Raw genomic sequence first — 17,513 nt, 5'->3', positions numbered from 1 at the left:
TTCGGTATGTGTGGCATCGTCGGCATCATCGGCAAGGAGGACGTGGCGGATCGCCTGCTCGACGGCCTGAAGCGCCTCGAATATCGCGGGTACGATTCGGCGGGCATCGCCACCGACCATGACGGGCGAATCGAGCGGCGGCGGGCATCGGGCAAGCTGGTGAACCTCGCCAAGGAGCTCGCCGCCGCGCCGCTGCCCGGGACGACCGGCATCGCGCATACGCGCTGGGCGACGCATGGCGGGCCGACCACCAACAACGCCCATCCACATGCGACCGACGAGGTCGCGGTGGTCCACAACGGCATCATCGAAAACTTCAAACCGCTGCGCGACGAACTGATCGCGCGCGGCCGCGTGTTCACCAGCGAGACGGATACCGAGGTCGTCGCCCACCTCATCAGCGAGAAGGTCGAGGCGGGCCTAGACCCGGTCGGGGCGGTCCGCGAGGCACTGCCGCGACTGCACGGCGCGTTCGCGCTCGCGATCCTGTTCCGCAAGCATCCCGATATGCTCATCGGCGCGCGGCTGGGGTCGCCGCTGGTCGTGGGCCACGGCGAGGGCGAGACGTATCTCGGCTCCGACGCGCTGGCGCTGGCGCCGCTGACGCAGCGCATCGCCTATCTCGACGAAGGCGACTGGGTCGTCTGCACGACCGAGGGCGCGCAGGTCTATGACCGCGACAACAATCCGGTCGAGCGGGCGATCACCATCTCGGGCGTCATCGGCGATCTCGTCAGCAAGGGCAATCATCGCCACTACATGTTGAAGGAGATCTACGAGCAGCCGATCGTCGTCGCGCAGACGCTGCGCTCGTACCTGCAGCGGATGGAAGAGCGGGTGACGCTGCCGATCCCCGAATTCGACCTGGCGGCGATCAAGCGCGTCACCATCGTCGCCTGCGGCACCAGCTATTATGCCGGCATGGTCGCCAAATACTGGTTCGAACAATTCGCGCGCGTGCCGGTCGACATCGATGTCGCGTCCGAATTCCGCTACCGCGCGCCGGTGATGGAGCCGGGCGGGCTGATGATCGTCATCAGCCAGTCGGGCGAGACCGCGGACACGCTCGCCGCCCTGCGCCATGCCAAGTCGGAAGGGCAGACGATCGCGGCGGTGGTCAACGTTCCGACCAGCAGCATGGCGCGCGAGGCGGACCTGTTGCTGCCGACGCATGCCGGGCCGGAGATCGGCGTCGCATCGACGAAGGCGTTCACCTGCCAGCTGGCGGTGCTCGCCGCGCTCGCCGCCAATCTTGCGCGGGCCAAGGGCAAGCTGTCGACCGCGGACGAGCGCGCATTGGTGAAGCATCTGGCCGAGGCGCCGGCGGCGCTGAACGGCGCGCTCGCCTATGACGAGGCGATCGAGGCGATGGCGGGCGTCGTCGCGGTCGCGCGCGACGTGCTGTACCTCGGCCGCGGCACCGATTATCCGCTGGCGCTGGAAGGCGCGCTGAAGCTGAAGGAGATCAGCTACATCCATGCCGAAGGCTATGCCGCCGGCGAGATGAAGCATGGCCCGATCGCGCTGATCGACGAAAACGTGCCGGTCATCGTCATCGCACCGTCCGGGCCGCTGTTCGACAAGACGGTCAGCAACATGCAGGAGGTGCAGGCCCGCGGCGGCAAGGTGGTGCTCATCAGCGACTATGACGGCATCCAGGCGGCGGGCGAGGGGTGTATCGCGACGATCACCATGCCCAAAGTGCATCCGCTGATCGCGCCGCTGGTCTATGCGGTGCCGGTGCAGCTGCTCGCCTATCACGTCGCGGTGATGAAGGGGACGGACGTCGACCAGCCCCGCAACCTCGCCAAATCGGTGACGGTGGAATAATCCGCCCGCTGAACATCGCGGTCGCGGGCTGCGGCCCGGCGGGGCTGGCGGCGGCGTTGCTGCTGGCGCGGGACGGGCATCGCGTCGCCATCTTCGAACGGTTCGACGCGCCGGCACCGATCGGTTCGGGTCTGATGATCCAACCGACCGGGCTCGCCGTGCTCCGCGCGCTGGGCCTCGACGACCCGCTGGTCGGTCGCAGCGCACGGATCGACCGATTGTTCGGAACCGCGAGCGGGCGCGTCGTGCTCGATGTCGGTTACGCCACGCTGGCACAGCGTGGGCTGTGCGGGTTCGGCGTCCACCGCGCCACCTTGTTCGCGGTGTTGCACGATGCGGTCATGGCGGCCGCAATCGCGCTGGAGACCGGGCGCGCGATCGCGGGCAGCGACGAAGCGTCCGGCAATCGCCGGTGCCTGGTGTTCGCGGACGGCACGCGATCCAGCCCATTCGACCTCGTCGTCGATGCCCTGGGCACGCGTACGCCGCTGGCACCGCCCTGTGGCCGCGGGCTCGGCTATGGGGCGCTGTGGGCGAGCCTCGATCGCGTCGACGGTTTCGCGCCTGATGCGCTCGAACAACGCTATCGGCGCGCGAGTACGATGGCGGGCGTGCTGCCGATTGGCCGGCCGCCCGGCGTTGCGGGCGAACAGGCGGCGTTCTTCTGGTCGATCCGTGCCGACCGGGTCGATGCGTGGCGTGCCGCGGGCCTGGATGCGTGGAAAGACGATGTGCGCGCGTTATGGCCGGCGACCGCGCCGTTGCTCGACCAGATCGACGATCCCGACCGGCTGGTCTTCGCCCGCTATGCGCACCGCACGTTGCCGCGCCCCGTCGAAACCGGGATGATCCACATCGGCGATGCGTGGCATTCGGCCAGCCCGCAGCTGGGGCAGGGGGCCAACATGGCCTTGCTCGACGCCTTCGCGCTGGCGCGTGGGCTGCGGATGGGGGCCGACGTCGCTTCCGGCTTAGTCGCGGCGGTGGCGATGCGGCGGCGCCACGTGGGACTCTACCAGGCGCTCACGGCGCTGTTTACGCCGGTCTATCAGTCGGACAGCCGCATTCTGCCGTTCGTCCGCGATCGGCTCGTCGGTCCGTTGTCGGGCTTGTGGCCGGCGAACCGGATCCAGGCCGCGATGGTAAGCGGGCTGATCGGCGGACCGCTGCCGCCGCTCGGCCTGACCGCCTGAATCATGGCGGTGTTAGCGCTCTCGCCTAAGCGTCCGTTGTCGTCTAATCACCGCCGCCGAAGGAGAACATGATCGTGGTGAGCGTCCCCCCATTGGTAGCCGGCATCGAATTGGGCGGGACGAAGATCGTCTGTCTGCTGGCGCGGGGCCCGGACGCCATCGAGGATCGCGTGCAATTGCCGACGACGCGGCCCGACGAGACGCTGGCGGGTATCGAGCGGGTGCTGGACGGCTGGGGTTCGTTCGATGCGCTGGGGATCGCGAGCTTCGGCCCGATCTCGATCGACCGCGACGCTGCCGATTACGGCCACATCACCTCGACCCCCAAACCGCATTGGGCCGGCACCGACGTCGCCAGGCGGCTGGCCGCGCGCTACGACGTGCCGACCGGCTTTCATACCGACGTGGTCGGCGCGGCATTGGCCGAAGCGCGGTGGGGCGCCGCGATGGGACTGAAGGACATCGCCTATGCGACCGTCGGGACCGGCATCGGCGTGGGGCTGATCGCCGGCGGCCTGCCGGTCGATGGCCTGACCCACAGCGAGTTCGGCCATATCCGTCCCGATCGCCTGCCGGGCGACGACTGGATCGGCGTCTGCCCGTTCCACGGCGGCTGTCTGGAGGGGCTCGCCGCCGGTCCCGCGATCGGCGCGCGCGCCGGCAGGAAGGGCGAGGATATCGCCGCCGACGATCCCGTCTGGGACCCGGTCGCCCACGTCCTCGGTCAATTGTGCCATACGCTGGTACTGACCGGCGTACCGCGCCGCATCGTCATGGGCGGCGGGGTGATGGTCGGCAACGACCACCTGTTCCCGCGGGTTCGCGCCGCGATGGTCAAAAGCCTGGCCGGCTATATCGCGCTGCCCGAGATCGCCGAGCCCGGTTTCGTCGTGCCGCCGGCGCTGGGCGGCAATGCCGGACCGCTGGGTGCGATCGTCCTGGGCGCGCAGGCGCTGGAAGGCCAGCTGAAGACGTTTACGACCCTTTAACCGCATCCGCTTACCTCCTCGTCAACCATACGAGGGAAGTTCGCACCCATGACCGCCGTTGCACCGAAGCGCCTGCTCATCGTCGACGACGAACCGGCGATGCACGACAGCTACGCCCGCAGCTTCGCGGTGCAGCGCGGCGCGGAGGAGGATGCGCTGGGTGCGATGGCCGCCGAATTGTTCGGTGACGACGCGCCCGATGCGGTCGACGAGGCGGAGGCGTTCGCGCTGACGCATTGCCACCAGGGTCTGGATGCGGTCGCCGCGGTCGAGGCGGCGCTGGCCGCCGGCACGCCTTTTGCGGTGGCCTTCATCGACGTGCGCATGCCGCCCGGCATCGACGGGCGCGAGACGGCGCGGCGCATCCGTGCGCTCGATCCCGAGATCAACCTGTGCATCGTCACCGGCTTCAGCGACTTCTCGCCGATCGAGATCAGCAAGGTCGCAGGCCCCGCCGACAAGATCTTCTACATCGCCAAGCCGTTCGAGGTCGCAGAGGTCGTCCAGACGGCAACCGCACTGGCACACCGGTGGGAGGTCGATCGTGCCCTTGCCGACGCGCGCGCGCAGCTGGCGGCGCAGATCGTCCAGCTCGAGGAACAGGGTGCCGAGCTTGCCGCGAACGAGAGCCGCGCGATCCACATGGCGACGCATGATTCGCTGACCGATGCGCCCAACCGACTCGCATTCTTGCGCGCGCTTGGCGAGCGCGCCAAGCGATCCGGCCTGTTCGCCACCGCGATGTTCGACCTCGATCGGTTCAAGACCGTCAACGACACGCTCGGCCACCTTGCCGGCGACGCGCTGATCCGCGAGGTCTGCGGTATCCTGCACGCCCATGCCCCCGAGGGCGCGGTGGTCGCGCGGCTGGGCGGCGACGAATTCGGCATCCTGTTCGACACGGCGGGCGAGGATGCGGCGGTGATGGCGTGCGACCGGATCGTCGCCGCATGCGCCGGTACGCATCAGGTGTTCGGCAATTCGGTGCAGAGCGGCGCCTCTGCCGGTGTCGTCGTCGTCGAAGGCACCGGTTGCGATCCGATCGACGCGCTGCGCCGCGCCGATCTGGCGCTCAACGACGCCAAGCGCGCCGGCCGCGGCGTCACCCGGCTGTTCGACGAAGGCATGGATGAGGGCATCCGCTTCCGCCGCCGGGTGGAACAAGGGCTGGCGGAGGCGATCGACAAGGGCGAACTCAGCCTCGTCTACCAGCCGATCGTCAGCCGCGGCGAACTGGAGGTCATCGGGTTTGAGGCGCTGGTCCGGTGGAACACCGAGGAATACGGGCCGATCAGCCCGGCGACCTTCATCCCGATCGCCGAGGAATCGAACGTCATCCACGAACTGGGCGACTGGATCCTCGATTCGGCGCTGGCGATGGTGCAGCGATTCCCCGACCAATATGTCTCGGTCAACTTTTCGCCGCGCCAGTTCCGCCGCAGCAATTTTGTCGGCCACATCATGGAAAGCGTGCAGCGCGCCGGTGTGCTGCCGTCGCGCGTGCAGATCGAGATCACCGAAACCGCCATCTTCGATGATGCAGAGCGCGCCGCCGAGACGCTGTACAAGCTGCGCCAGATGGGTTTCCGCATCGCGCTCGACGATTTCGGCACCGGCTATTCCTCGCTCTACAACATTCGCAAGTTCGCGCTCGACAGCCTGAAGATCGACCGCAGCTTCATCGACGGCATGGGCCGCGAGCGCGAAAGCGCCGCGATCGTGCATTCGATTATCCATCTCGGTCGCGCGCTGGGGCTGGAGGTGATCGCAGAGGGGGTGGAGACCGCCGCGCAGGTGCAGGCGCTACGCCTCGCCGGGGCCAGCCACATGCAGGGCTATTTCTTCTCGCGTCCGGTGACGCCCGAGCTGGCGATCGAGCTGGCCGTGCAGCGTTTCCTGGGGGTGACCTGAACGAAGAGCAGGCGGGCACCGGGACGCACGGCTGATGCGCCGGTCGCGGTTCGGCATGTGGTTCGGGGGCGCCAGACCGAGGGGGCCGGCCTCGCTGGGTGCGAAGCTGGTGCTCATCCTCACCGCGGTCGGGGTGGCCGGGGCGCTCGGCATCACCTTGCTGCTCGCCAGCGTCATCACGCCCAGCTTCAGCGCGCTGGAGACCAAGGCGATCGCCGGCCATGTCGAGCGCACCCGCGCGGCGCTGGCCGAATATGCCGCCAAGGTCGAGAACGCCGTTCGCGACTATGGCGACTGGACGCAGAGCTATGCCTATATGGGGGCGCCTTCCTCCGCCCAGTCGGCGGCGTTCGAGCGCGACAGCTTCTCGCCGCTCGCGATGACCAATCTGGGCGTGCAGGGCATGGCGTATATCCGTCAGGACGGTCGCATCCAGATCGCCCGCTGGCTCGATGCGAAGACGGGCCGCGAACGGGCTGACCTGCGTGCCGCGCTGGTCCGCATCGCCGCGCATGGCGATTTCGCGCGGATCGTCGGCACGAGCAATTCCGGCCATTTCTATGCGCGGCTCGGCACCATCGTTGCGGCGGTCGGCGTGGCACAGGTGCGCCGCTCGGACGGTACCGGCGATCCGCGCGGTTATGTGCTGATGGCGCGGCAGATCACCTCCAGCCAGATTTCCGCGCTGCTGCAGCTCGACGCGCGCATCGATCTGGCGGCGACCGGTGACCGCGAGAGCGTCGTGCCCGGTCGCAACACCATGGCGATCGCGGTGCCGATTCCGGGTGTCGACGGCCATGCGATCGCCGCTGCCCGCTTCCACATCGTCCGCGACGTATCGCTGCTCGGCCGCCGCATGCTGTTGCTCGCCGTGGCGGGATCGACGCTGCTGCTGCTGATCGTGCTCGTCGTCCTTCGCCGGGTGATCGCCCGCCTGGTGCTCGCCCCGCTGCAACGCGTCGAGCGGCATATGCAGCGGGTCCGCGCGTCGGGGTCGATGGCGCTGTTCGACGATGACGGGCGCCGCGACGAATTCGGTTCGCTCGGCCGCAGTCTCAACGCGATGCTGTCCCAGCTGAAGGACCTGCGCGAACAGATCGAGGTGCAGAGCTTTGCGCTCGGGCGCAGCGAAAGTGCCGTCGCGGTCATGCACAACGTCCGCAACGCGCTGAACCCGATCAGCACCATCCTGAGCCAGGGCATCGCGCAGCCGCCGCCGATCGATCGCAGCACCGTCGAGCGGGCGCTCGCCGAACTGGGTCGGGACGACATTCCTGCCGCTCGCCGGGCCAAGCTCTCCACCTTCGTCACCGCCGCGCTCGCCGCCGAGATACAAGGCCGCGAAACCATGCGCGGCGAATTGCAGATCGGTCGCGAAGCGATGGCGCATGTGCTGGAGATCATCGGCCAGCAGCAGAAGCAGGCGCACGAACGCCCGACGCTGGAGGTGTGCGACCTCAGTGCGATCGTCGCCCGCAACGCCGCCATCGCGCGCTATTCGGACGCCGCCTCGATCGCGTTCAGCTTTCCGGCGGGCACCCATTTCGCACTGGCGAACCGGGTGATCCTCAGCCAGGTCATCGGCAACCTGCTCGGCAATGCGGCCGAAGCCATTGCGGCGACCGGCCGCGACAGCGGCTCGATCGGCGTCACGATCCACGAATCCGGCGACAGCGTCATCGTCCACATCCGCGACGATGGCGAAGGCTTCGATGCATCGGCGACCGCGACCCTGTTCCAGCGCGGCTTTTCGACGCGCGAGCACAAATCGGGCGGTCTCGGACTGCATTGGTGCGCGAATTCGATGAACGCGATGGAGGGGAGCCTGCGGCTGGAAAGCGAAGGCCGGGGCAGGGGCGCCGTCGCCGTGCTGACGCTGAAGACGCCCGAGGCCGATCGCCTGGCAAAGGCCGCCTGACACGAGGTTACCGTCGTCGATGGATGCGGCAGTCATCGAACCCGTGGTGGCTGGCGGTGCCGCAGCATTCTTGGCCGGCAATCGACCCGGCGAACGGCGAGAAGCGGCCTCTGGCATGCTTGCCGCGGGCGTTCAGGTGGCCGGGGCCGCATACAGCAAAAAGGCCGCGGCGTTGCCGCCCCGGCCTTTTTTGCGTCGGCATGGCCGATGATTACTTGGAGCGCTCGACCTGCTCGAAATCGAGTTCGACCGGCGTGGCGCGCCCGAAGATCGATACCGACACCTTGACCTTCGACTTGTCGAAATCGAGTTCCTCGACGATGCCGTTGAAGCTTGCGAACGGACCCTCAAGCACCTTGACCGCATCGCCGATCTCATAGTCGACCTTGACCTTGGCCTTGGGAGCGGCTGCCGCCTCTTCCTTGCTGTTGAGCATGCGCGCGGCTTCGGTTTCGCTGATCGCCTGCGGCTTGCCCATGCTGCCGAGGAAGCCCGTCACCTTGGGGGTGTTCTTCACCAGGTGATAGACGTCGTCGTTCATGTTGAGCTTGGCGAGGACGTAGCCGGGCATGAACTTGCGTTCGACCGCGATCTTCTTGCCGCGGCGAGCCTCGGTCACCGTCTCGGTCGGCACCTCGATCTGCTCGACCAGCTGGTCGAGGCCGAGGCGGGTCGCTTCGGACATGATCGCATCGCGGACCTTGCCCTCGAAACCGGAATAGGCGTGAATGATGTACCAGCGCGCCATTATGTACCCTTACTTCGCGAGCTTGAGCAGCGCCTGGACGACCGCGTTGAAGAACGTGTCGACGCCCAGGAAGAACAGCGCGAGGATCGTGGTCATGATGACCACCATGACGCCCGTCATGATCGTTTCGCGCCGGGTCGGCCAGACGACCTTCTTGGTCTCGGCCTGCACCTGGCGGATGAATTCGATGGGGGTCGTCTTCGCCACTGTTTTTTCTCAAAACCCGCTGGAATCACGAAAACCGAATCATCGAGGCATAAGACCGCTGCCGCTTCCCCTGCGTGTGGGGAACCGGCGCTGCCCGTCCTCGCTGTCGGATGGCCTGCGCAGATAGCCGCGTGAGGGCGCAAACGCAAGGCCGCTGGCCGGCGGGGTTCAGTGACCGTAGCGTTTGATCCCGCGACGACGCAGCTTCTCACGCTTGCGCCGCCGGAGATAGACGATCAGCGACGGGATGCCGCACAGCAGCAACACTCCGATAATCGTATAAACAAGGGTCAGTCGGGTTGCCTCATCCATGAACCGCCTATAGCAGTCCGAACGCCCGCGTCATCGCCAGAATGACAAAAAATTCATGTGATCGTGTGGTACCTCCGGCGCCACGCGCAGCGGACGATACTGGCAGGAGTGCACGGACTCGAACCGTGGGCCCTCGGTTTTGGAGACCGATGCTCTACCAACTGAGCTACACTCCTGCAGCGCCGCGCCCTCTACCTGTGCCGGGGCGAAAGGGCAAGACGGTCTTCGACGTCCATGACGAAACATGTCCGCATGGATGACGTACACCCGCGACGCCATTAATGCGGGCAGGGCGTACACGGCGATGGAGAACAGGCAGAGTGAGGAAAACCATGTTGCGAGCGGGGCTTGGGCTTGCGACCCTGACGCTCGTCGCCGCGGCCGATCCGGTCGTCGCGCCGGATTTCGGGCCGAACCTGGAACGGTTCACCTATCCATGGCCAGTCCAGACGATGACGTTCGACGTGGTCGGACAGCCGGCATCGATGAGCTTCATGGATATCGCTCCTGCGCGTCCCAATGGCCGCAGCGTGGTGCTGCTGCACGGCAAGAACTTCTGCGGTGCCACGTGGGAGAGCAGCGCCCGTGCGCTGTCCGATGCGGGATACCGCGTGCTGATCCCCGACCAGATCGGTTTCTGCAAATCCGCGAAGCCGCGGGGGGCGCAATATAGTTTCGAAATGCTGGCGTCGTTCACCCGGCGGTTGATGGAATCGCGCGGGATGTCGCGGGCGACCGTCGTGGGCCATTCGATGGGCGGCATGCTCGCGATGCGGTTCGCGATCATGTACCCCGATGCCGTCGAGCGGCTGGTGCTCGTCAATCCGCTCGGCCTGAAGGACCGGTCGGAGGAGGGGCTGCCCTATGTCGACGTCGATACGCTTTGGGCGGGGGAGAAGAAGACGAGTTACGCCAGTATCAAGGCCTATCAGCAGCAGAACTATTATCACGGTACCTGGAAGCCGGCCTATGACCGTTGGGTATGGATGCTCGCGGGCATGTATCAGGGCGCGGGGCGCGACTCCGTCGCGCTGGCGCAGGCGAAGACCAGCGAGATGATCAAGACACAGCCCGTCGCGCACGAACTCTACCGTATCAAGCCGCCGACGACGTTGCTGATCGGCACGCTCGACCGGACCGCCTTTGGCCGGGCGCAGACGCCGGCCGACCTGCGCCGATTCCTGGAGGCGATCCCGGTCGCTGCGCAGGCGGCGGTGACCCGGATGCCGAACGCGACGCTCGTCAAGCTGGACGGGCTGGGCCATTCCCCGCAGGTCGAGGACGCGCCCCGCTTCGAGAAGGCGCTGCTCGCGATCCTCGCGACGCGGCGCTAGGCCGCCAGCCGCACGGTCCGGCGCAGCACCCTGTTGTCGTTGGCCGCCTGCAGCCGTGGCCGGGCGGGCAGGGGCAATGCCGCCAGCACCACGACGATGCCCAGCACGCCCAACGGTAGTGGCAGCACGCAGGCGAGCAGGACGACCCCCAGTCGCGCCTCGGCGAGCAACGCGCCGGGCATCGGCGTCGATGCGCGCGCACCCAGCCACGCGGCCATGCCGATGCCGATCGCGGCGACGAGGGCCAGCGCATCGGGGCGGACGAGCGCCCATGCGGCGAGGTTCGGCAGGGTGGGGGCGAGCGTCGGCCAGGGCAGCAGCCGGCTGACGACGATCGCGACCGACGCCCCGATCGGCAGGGTGCGGGCGGCGCCCCGGCGGATCGCGATGCCGACGCACAGGGGGGCGAGCAGCAGTCCCGCCGGCGCCAGTCCGACGGCAAGCCCGGTAGCCAGGATCATGTCCTGCGTCCGCCGCTCCTGCGCGGCGCAGAGGGCGGCCACCGATGCGAACAGCGCCAGCGCGTCGCTGCACCGTCCGCCCGGCATCGCCACGGCGAGCGCCGCGGCCGCCACCAGCGCGACAATGGCGGTGACGGGCAGGGCGACGGCAGCGTAGCGTGGGACAGGCGACATGATCGCGTCATGCGCATGCGCCGGTTGCGAGCGGGTTAAAGGCGCGACCGTTGACCGGACGGGCGACTCTGCGTATAGGCCCGCTCCGTTCGCCGGAGTCATCCGGTGGGCAAGCTTGAACATTGCTGGATGCAAAGTTGTGGGGCCGGGGTGGTGCGTGTCGCTGCCTACGTCCCTTTTTGTATTCCGAAGTGCTGTGATGGCTCCAGCAAAGTAACCCACTTACGAGGTGAAGGCTTCATGCCGACGATCAACCAGCTGGTCCGCAAGGGCCGCGACCCGCAGAAGGCCAAGTCCAAGGTCCCTGCGATGGAGCAGAACCCGCAGAAGCGCGGCGTCTGCACCCGCGTCTACACGACGACCCCGAAGAAGCCGAACTCGGCGCTGCGCAAGGTGGCCAAGGTCCGCCTGACCAACAGCCGCGAAGTCATCAGCTACATCCCGGGTGAAGGCCACAACCTGCAGGAGCACTCGGTGGTCCTGATCCGCGGTGGCCGCGTTCGCGATCTTCCCGGCGTTCGCTACCACGTCCTGCGCGGCGTGCTCGATACGCAGGGCGTCAAGGATCGTCGCCAGTCCCGCTCCAAGTACGGCGCCAAGCGTCCGAAGTAAGCCGGTTGGCCCCTGTCGCGGGGGCTCGACCAACAGGCTGAAGTTAGAAAGGTTTATGAAATGGCACGTCGTCGTCGCCCGGAAAAGCGTATCATCCTCCCCGATCCCAAGTTTGGTGATGAGGTTCTCTCGAAGTTCATGAATTCGGTCATGCTCGATGGCAAGAAGTCCGTCGCGGAACTGATCGTCTACGGTGCCCTGGAAACCGTCGAGCAGCGCGCCAAGCGCGAGCCGATCGGCGTGTTCCATGACGCGCTCAACAACATCAAGCCCGGCATCGAAGTGCGTTCGCGCCGAGTCGGCGGCGCGACCTATCAGGTCCCCGTCGAGGTTCGCCCGGAGCGCGCGCAGGCGCTGGCCATTCGCTGGCTCATCGCCGCCGCCCGTGCGCGCAGCGAGAACACGATGGCCGCCCGCCTGTCGGGCGAGCTGATGGACGCCGCCAACAACCGCGGCAACGCGGTGAAGAAGCGCGAAGATACGCACCGGATGGCCGAAGCCAACCGCGCGTTCTCGCACTACCGCTGGTAACCGGTCGCCGGTGACTTTTCACCGGTAGCCTACACACCTATATATTGGGGAGTGGGCCATAGGGCTCGCTCCCCATATCGCTAAGGAAGCACGATCATGGCCCGCAGCCATCCGCTCGACCGTTACCGCAACATCGGCATCATGGCGCACATCGATGCCGGCAAGACGACGACGACCGAGCGCATTCTCTATTACACCGGCAAGTCCTACAAGATCGGCGAAGTGCATGAAGGCACCGCGACGATGGACTGGATGGAGCAGGAGCAGGAGCGCGGGATCACGATCACGTCGGCTGCCACGACCTGTTTCTGGTCGGCCGAAGAGGGCAAGGGCCCCGAGCACCGCATCAACATCATCGACACGCCCGGCCACGTCGATTTCACCATCGAAGTCGAGCGTTCACTGCGCGTCCTCGACGGTGCGGTCGCCTGCTTCGACGGCGTTGCCGGCGTCGAGCCGCAGTCTGAAACCGTGTGGCGCCAGGCCGACAAGTACGGCGTGCCGCGCATGTGCTTCGTCAACAAGCTCGACCGTACTGGCGCCGACTTCTATTTCTGCGTCGATTCGATCATCGAGCGTCTCGGCGCGCGTCCGGCGGTGCTGTATCTGCCGATCGGCATCGAGGGCGGCTTCAAGGGCCTCGTCGACCTGGTCAACAACCGCGCGATCATCTGGCTCGAAGAGTCGCTGGGCGCGAAGTTCGAATATCAGGACATCCCTGCCGACATGGCCGAGAAGGCCGCGAAGTATCGCAGCGAGCTGATCGAAATGGCGGTCGAGCAGGACGATGCGCTGATGGAGGCGTATCTCGAGGGCAACGAGCCGTCGGTCGCCGACCTCAAGAAGCTGATCCGCAAGGGCACGCTCGAAATGGCGTTCGTGCCGATCGTCTGCGGTTCGGCGTTCAAGAACAAGGGCGTCCAGCCGCTGCTCGACGCCGTCGTCGACTATCTGCCGAGCCCGCTCGACGTGCCCGCGATCCAGGGTCTGAAGCTGGACGGCGTGACGCCGGACGAGCGTCCGTCCTCGGACGAGGTGCCGTTCTCGGCGCTCGCGTTCAAGATCATGAACGATCCCTTCGTCGGTACGCTGACCTTCGCCCGCATCTATTCGGGCAAGCTGGAGACCGCATCGCAGGTCACCAACTCGGTCAAGGACAAGAAGGAAAAGGTCGGTCGCATGCTGTTGATGCATGCGAACAGCCGTGAGGACATCCAGGAGGCTTTCGCAGGCGACATCGTCGCTCTCGCCGGCCTGAAGGATACCACGACCGGTGACACGCTCTGCGCGCAGAACGCCCCGATCATCCTCGAGCGGATGGAATTCCCCGAGCCGGTGATCGAGCTGTCGGTGGAGCCGAAGACCAAGGCCGACCAGGAGAAGATGGGCGTCGCGCTCAATCGTCTGGCCCGCGAGGATCCGTCGTTCCGGGTGTCGTCGGACGCCGAATCGGGCCAGACCATCATCAAGGGGATGGGCGAGCTCCACCTCGAAATCCTGGTCGACCGCATGAAGCGCGAGTTCAAGGTCGAGGCGAACGTCGGTGCGCCGCAGGTGGCGTATCGCGAATACCTGAAGAAGCCGGTCGACATCGACTATACGCACAAGAAGCAGTCGGGCGGCACCGGCCAGTTCGGCCGCGTCAAGGTCAAGCTGACGCCGGGCGAGCGCGGTTCGGGCTTCGTCTTCAAGGACGAGATCAAGGGCGGTAACATTCCGAAGGAATATATCCCCGCGATCGAGAAGGGCTTCCGTGAAACCGCGGAAACCGGCTCGCTGGTCGGCTTCCCGATCATCGACTTCGAAGTCCTCGTCTACGACGGCGCGTACCACGACGTCGACTCGTCGGCGCTGGCGTTCGAAATCTGTGCCCGCGGCGCCATGCGCGAAGCGGCCCAGAAGTCGGGCATCACGCTGCTCGAGCCGGTCATGAAGGTCGAGGTCGTCACGCCCGAGGATTATCTGGGCGACGTCATCGGCGACATGAACAGCCGTCGTGGCCAGATCCAGGGCACCGACAGCCGCGGCAATGCGCAGACGGTCGAGGCGATGGTGCCGCTGGCCAACATGTTCGGCTACGTCAACGCGCTGCGTTCGTTCACGCAGGGCCGCGCGCAGTACAGCATGCAGTTCTCGCACTATGACGAAGTGCCGCAGAACGTTGCGGACGAGGTTAAGGCGAAGCTCGCCTGAGGTGCACGGGGCTAAGGCGACTTAGCCCCGAGACACCGAAGGCCGGACGAGGGGCCCCTGCAAAGTAGTACTTTGCGGGGAACCCCGGCGGGGCGACATCGTCGAACCCGTCCGACGACGGATTTACTGCGTCGTCGGCCCCGCCGCACAGGGGCTGGCATTACCCACGAACTACCGCTACAGGGCCGCGTTCGCGTAGCCCGGGCGGCACCGAATTCGAATCAGAAGGTAGGAAAATGGCTAAGGCAAAATTCGAGCGGAACAAGCCGCACCTCAACATCGGCACCATCGGTCACGTCGACCATGGCAAGACGTCGCTGACCGCGGCGATCACCAAGGTGCTGGCAGAGACGACCGGCGGCACCGCGGTCGATTTCGCCAACATCGACAAGGCTCCCGAAGAGCGCGAGCGCGGCATCACCATCTCGACCGCACACGTCGAGTATGAGACGACGAACCGCCACTATGCGCACGTCGATTGCCCCGGCCACGCCGACTATGTGAAGAACATGATCACCGGCGCTGCCCAGATGGACGGCGCGATCCTGGTCGTGTCGGCCACCGACGGCCCGATGCCGCAGACCCGCGAGCACATCCTGCTCGCCCGTCAGGTCGGCGTGCCGGCGATGGTCGTGTTCATGAACAAGGTCGATCTGGTCGACGACGAGGAAATCCTCGAGCTGGTCGAGCTGGAAATCCGCGAGCTGCTCAGCTCGTACGAATTCCCGGGCGACGACATCCCCATCATCAAGGGATCGGCGACCTGCGCGCTGTCGGGTTCGAACGACAAGTTCGGCAAGGATGCCGTCACCGAGCTGATGCAGGCGGTTGACGACTACATCCCGCAGCCCGAGCGTCCGCTCGACAAGCCGTTCATGATGCCGATCGAGGACGTGTTCTCGATCTCGGGTCGCGGTACGGTCGTCACCGGCCGCGTCGAGACCGGCATCGTCAAGGTCGGCGAGGAAGTCGAGATCGTCGGTATCCACCCGACCGTCCGCAAGACCACCGTCACCGGCGTCGAGATGTTCCGCAAGCTGCTCGACCAGGGCCAGGCCGGCGACAACGTCGGCGCGCTGATCCGCGGCGTCGCCCGTGACGAGGTCGAGCGTGGCCAGGTGCTCTGCAAGCCGGGTTCGATCAAGCCGCACACCGACTTCCAGTCGGAAGTGTACGTGCTGTCGAAGGAAGAGGGTGGCCGTCACACGCCGTTTTTCGCCAACTACCGTCCGCAGTTCTACTTCCGCACCACGGACGTGACCGGCACCGTCGAGCTGCCCGAGGGCACCGAGATGGTCATGCCTGGTGACAACATCGCGCTCGGCATCAAGCTGATCGCACCGATCGCCATGGACGTCGGCCAGCGCTTCACCATCCGTGAGGGCGGTCGTACCGTCGGCGCGGGCGTCGTGAGCGGCATCGACAAGTAAGCGACGGATTCGGCGCACCCGCGCCGGTCCAGACGACAGCGGCCCGGCTCTCCAAAAAAGGAGAGTCGGGCCGTTGCCTTTTTATGAAGGCTCCTCTAGGGCGCGCCTTCGAAGTTTTACTGAGTTACGGCTCTTTCTCGTCGCCCCCGCTTCAGCGGGGGTCTCATCCCGCCGGTCCAGCACCAGCGGCACGAGTCCTTCGCTTTAATGCGCAGGAGACGGCCGGGGTCGTGCTCCATCGCATCGGTAGGGATCATGGACAGCAACATCCGCATTCGCCTCAAGGCGTTCGATCATCGCGTGCTCGACCAGGCGACCGGCGACATCGCCGACACCGCGCGTCGTACCGGCGCGCTCATCCGCGGTCCGATTCCGTTGCCCACGCGCATCGAGAAGTTCACCGTCAACCGCGGTCCGCACATCGACAAGAAGTCCCGCGAGCAGTTCGAGGTGCGCACCTACAAGCGCATGCTCGACATCGTGCAGCCGACCCCGCAGACGGTCGACGCGCTGATGAAGCTCGACCTCGCCGCGGGCGTTGACGTCGAGATCAAGCTGGCCTGATGCAGGCCAGCGCGCCTTTAGCCCCGGCGAAGGCCGGGGTCCCTGTTGACGCAGTCAACAGGTTGGCGTAATGCGCCGGCTCCCGCGGTCGACGTCGAGTCCCGCGGGTTTGCCGTATCCGCCTCGGCGGAACGGCCGGTTTGGGAACTCCGCCCTGCGGAGCACCTGACAGGCACGAGATACCGCCGGCCTTTCGGGGCCGGGCCAGCGTCTCCCGTCATGTTCCCGGCAACGGGGGCGCCAGCCCGGGGCGGGGCGACGTACTGAAATTCGGGATGGATGGCCTCTTTCGAGGGGCCGCAAGCACGTTCGGGAATGGTCCCGGGCGTGCCTCTGTAAAAGGAGTGCAGGATCATGCGTACTGGCGTGATCGCGAAGAAAATGGGTATGACCCGCCTGTTCCAGGATGATGGCCGCCACGTGCCGGTCACCGTCCTGCAACTCGAAGGCCTCCAGGTCATTGCCCGTCGCGAACAAGATCGTGATGGCTACACCGCCGTCCAGCTCGGTGCTGGCGTCGCCAAGGCCAAGAATGTCGCCAAGCCGCAGCGCGGCCACTTCGGCAAGGCCGAGGTCGAGCCCAAGGCAGTCGTCGCGGAATTCCGCGTCACCGAGGACAACCTCCTCGACGTCGGCGCAGAGATTTCGGCAGAGCATTTCGTTGCTGGCCAGCTGGTCGATATCCAGGGTCGTACCCAGGGTAAGGGCTTTGCCGGCGGCATGAAGCGCTGGAACTTCGGCGGTCTGCGCGCGACGCACGGCGTCTCGGTCTCGCACCGTTCGCTCGGTTCGACCGGCCAGCGCCAGGATCCGGGTCGCGTCTTCAAGAACAAGAAGATGGCCGGCCACATGGGTGACAAGTATCGCACGCAGCAGAACCTTGAGGTCGTCGGAACCGACGCCGAGCGTGGTCTGATCTTCGTGAAGGGTTCGGTCCCCGGTTCGAAGGGTGGCTGGCTGTTCGTGAAGGACGCGGTCAAGGTCAAGGCGCATGCCGACTCCCCCTATCCCGCCAGCCTGAAGCAGGCTGCCAACAGCAACACCGCAGCCGACACGCCCGTTGAGACGAGCGCGCCGGAAGCTGCCGACGGCCAGGAGGGCTGAAC

16 protein-coding genes and 1 tRNA gene are annotated in these 17,513 nt (G+C 66.3%); 12 read left to right on the top strand and 5 right to left on the bottom strand.

Annotated features, from left to right (window positions below; all coding sequences use genetic code 11):
- The first annotated feature begins 6 nt into the window (after nucleotides 1–6).
- The 5 genes from glmS to GTH33_RS17435 all read left to right on the top strand — a co-directional run bounded on the left by glmS (nucleotide 7) and on the right by GTH33_RS17435 (nucleotide 7,841).
- Nucleotides 7–1,830, top strand: a complete 1,824-nt coding sequence (gene glmS / locus GTH33_RS17455) for a glutamine--fructose-6-phosphate transaminase (isomerizing) (protein WP_163959493.1) — start codon at nucleotides 7–9, stop codon at nucleotides 1,828–1,830.
- 56 nt (nucleotides 1,831–1,886) lie between these two features.
- Complete coding sequence (locus tag GTH33_RS17450; protein WP_243848151.1) at nucleotides 1,887–3,023, top strand: FAD-dependent monooxygenase; 1,137 nt, start codon at nucleotides 1,887–1,889, stop codon at nucleotides 3,021–3,023.
- A gap of 77 nt (nucleotides 3,024–3,100) precedes the next feature.
- Complete coding sequence (locus tag GTH33_RS17445; protein WP_420853530.1) at nucleotides 3,101–4,012, top strand: ROK family protein; 912 nt, start codon at nucleotides 3,101–3,103, stop codon at nucleotides 4,010–4,012.
- Nucleotides 4,013–4,060: 48 nt separating this feature from the next.
- Entirely contained in the window at nucleotides 4,061–5,923 is a 1,863-nt protein-coding gene (locus GTH33_RS17440; RefSeq protein WP_249054947.1) for a putative bifunctional diguanylate cyclase/phosphodiesterase, read from the top strand.
- A gap of 34 nt (nucleotides 5,924–5,957) precedes the next feature.
- On the top strand, nucleotides 5,958–7,841 hold the full coding sequence (locus GTH33_RS17435; RefSeq protein ID WP_163959491.1) for an ATP-binding protein: 1,884 nt from the start codon (nucleotides 5,958–5,960) through the stop codon (nucleotides 7,839–7,841).
- Nucleotides 7,842–8,052: 211 nt separating this feature from the next.
- Here the strand turns inward: GTH33_RS17435 and nusG are convergent, their stop codons facing one another.
- From nusG to GTH33_RS17420, 4 genes are all read right to left on the bottom strand, one after another.
- On the bottom strand, nucleotides 8,053–8,589 hold the full coding sequence (gene nusG, locus GTH33_RS17430) for a transcription termination/antitermination protein NusG (protein ID WP_163959490.1): 537 nt from the start codon (nucleotides 8,587–8,589) through the stop codon (nucleotides 8,053–8,055).
- A 9-nt stretch (nucleotides 8,590–8,598) separates the two neighbouring features.
- Nucleotides 8,599–8,796, bottom strand: coding sequence for a preprotein translocase subunit SecE (gene secE, locus GTH33_RS17425; protein WP_017979500.1), 198 nt, complete (start codon nucleotides 8,794–8,796; stop codon nucleotides 8,599–8,601).
- Between the two features lie 168 nt (nucleotides 8,797–8,964).
- Entirely contained in the window at nucleotides 8,965–9,108 is a 144-nt protein-coding gene (locus tag GTH33_RS17960; RefSeq protein ID WP_166753072.1) for a hypothetical protein, read from the bottom strand.
- A gap of 100 nt (nucleotides 9,109–9,208) precedes the next feature.
- Nucleotides 9,209–9,284: transfer RNA gene (locus GTH33_RS17420), tRNA-Trp, on the bottom strand.
- A 156-nt stretch (nucleotides 9,285–9,440) separates the two neighbouring features.
- Here GTH33_RS17420 and GTH33_RS17415 point away from each other — a divergent pair.
- On the top strand, nucleotides 9,441–10,442 hold the full coding sequence (locus tag GTH33_RS17415; RefSeq protein ID WP_163959489.1) for an alpha/beta fold hydrolase: 1,002 nt from the start codon (nucleotides 9,441–9,443) through the stop codon (nucleotides 10,440–10,442).
- Here the strand turns inward: GTH33_RS17415 and GTH33_RS17410 are convergent.
- Entirely contained in the window at nucleotides 10,439–11,077 is a 639-nt protein-coding gene (locus GTH33_RS17410; RefSeq protein ID WP_163959488.1) for a hypothetical protein, read from the bottom strand. The genes GTH33_RS17415 and GTH33_RS17410 overlap by 4 nt on opposite strands.
- Nucleotides 11,078–11,317: 240 nt before the next feature.
- Here GTH33_RS17410 and rpsL point away from each other — a divergent pair, with 240 nt between their 5' ends.
- From rpsL to rplC, 6 genes are all read left to right on the top strand, one after another.
- Nucleotides 11,318–11,689: a 30S ribosomal protein S12 gene (gene rpsL / locus GTH33_RS17405; protein WP_010185487.1), complete on the top strand. Its 372-nt coding sequence runs from the start codon at nucleotides 11,318–11,320 to the stop codon at nucleotides 11,687–11,689.
- A 60-nt stretch (nucleotides 11,690–11,749) separates the two neighbouring features.
- Nucleotides 11,750–12,220, top strand: a complete 471-nt coding sequence (gene rpsG / locus GTH33_RS17400; RefSeq protein ID WP_163959487.1) for a 30S ribosomal protein S7 — start codon at nucleotides 11,750–11,752, stop codon at nucleotides 12,218–12,220.
- Nucleotides 12,221–12,316: 96 nt separating this feature from the next.
- Nucleotides 12,317–14,413, top strand: a complete 2,097-nt coding sequence (gene fusA, locus GTH33_RS17395) for an elongation factor G (RefSeq protein ID WP_163959486.1) — start codon at nucleotides 12,317–12,319, stop codon at nucleotides 14,411–14,413.
- A gap of 236 nt (nucleotides 14,414–14,649) precedes the next feature.
- On the top strand, nucleotides 14,650–15,843 hold the full coding sequence (gene tuf, locus GTH33_RS17390) for an elongation factor Tu (RefSeq protein ID WP_037534177.1): 1,194 nt from the start codon (nucleotides 14,650–14,652) through the stop codon (nucleotides 15,841–15,843).
- A 255-nt stretch (nucleotides 15,844–16,098) separates the two neighbouring features.
- Nucleotides 16,099–16,407: a 30S ribosomal protein S10 gene (rpsJ, locus tag GTH33_RS17385; protein ID WP_007406109.1), complete on the top strand. Its 309-nt coding sequence runs from the start codon at nucleotides 16,099–16,101 to the stop codon at nucleotides 16,405–16,407.
- Nucleotides 16,408–16,761: 354 nt separating this feature from the next.
- On the top strand, nucleotides 16,762–17,511 hold the full coding sequence (rplC, locus tag GTH33_RS17380) for a 50S ribosomal protein L3 (RefSeq protein WP_163959485.1): 750 nt from the start codon (nucleotides 16,762–16,764) through the stop codon (nucleotides 17,509–17,511).
- Nucleotides 17,512–17,513: the final 2 nt, after the last annotated feature.

Origin of the sequence: Sphingomonas insulae (assembly GCF_010450875.1) — a bacterium.
Classification (GTDB): Bacteria; Pseudomonadota; Alphaproteobacteria; order Sphingomonadales; family Sphingomonadaceae; genus Sphingomonas; species Sphingomonas insulae.
The sequence above is the reverse complement of the archived record's forward strand: the minus strand, read 5'-3'. Positions and strand labels throughout refer to the sequence as shown.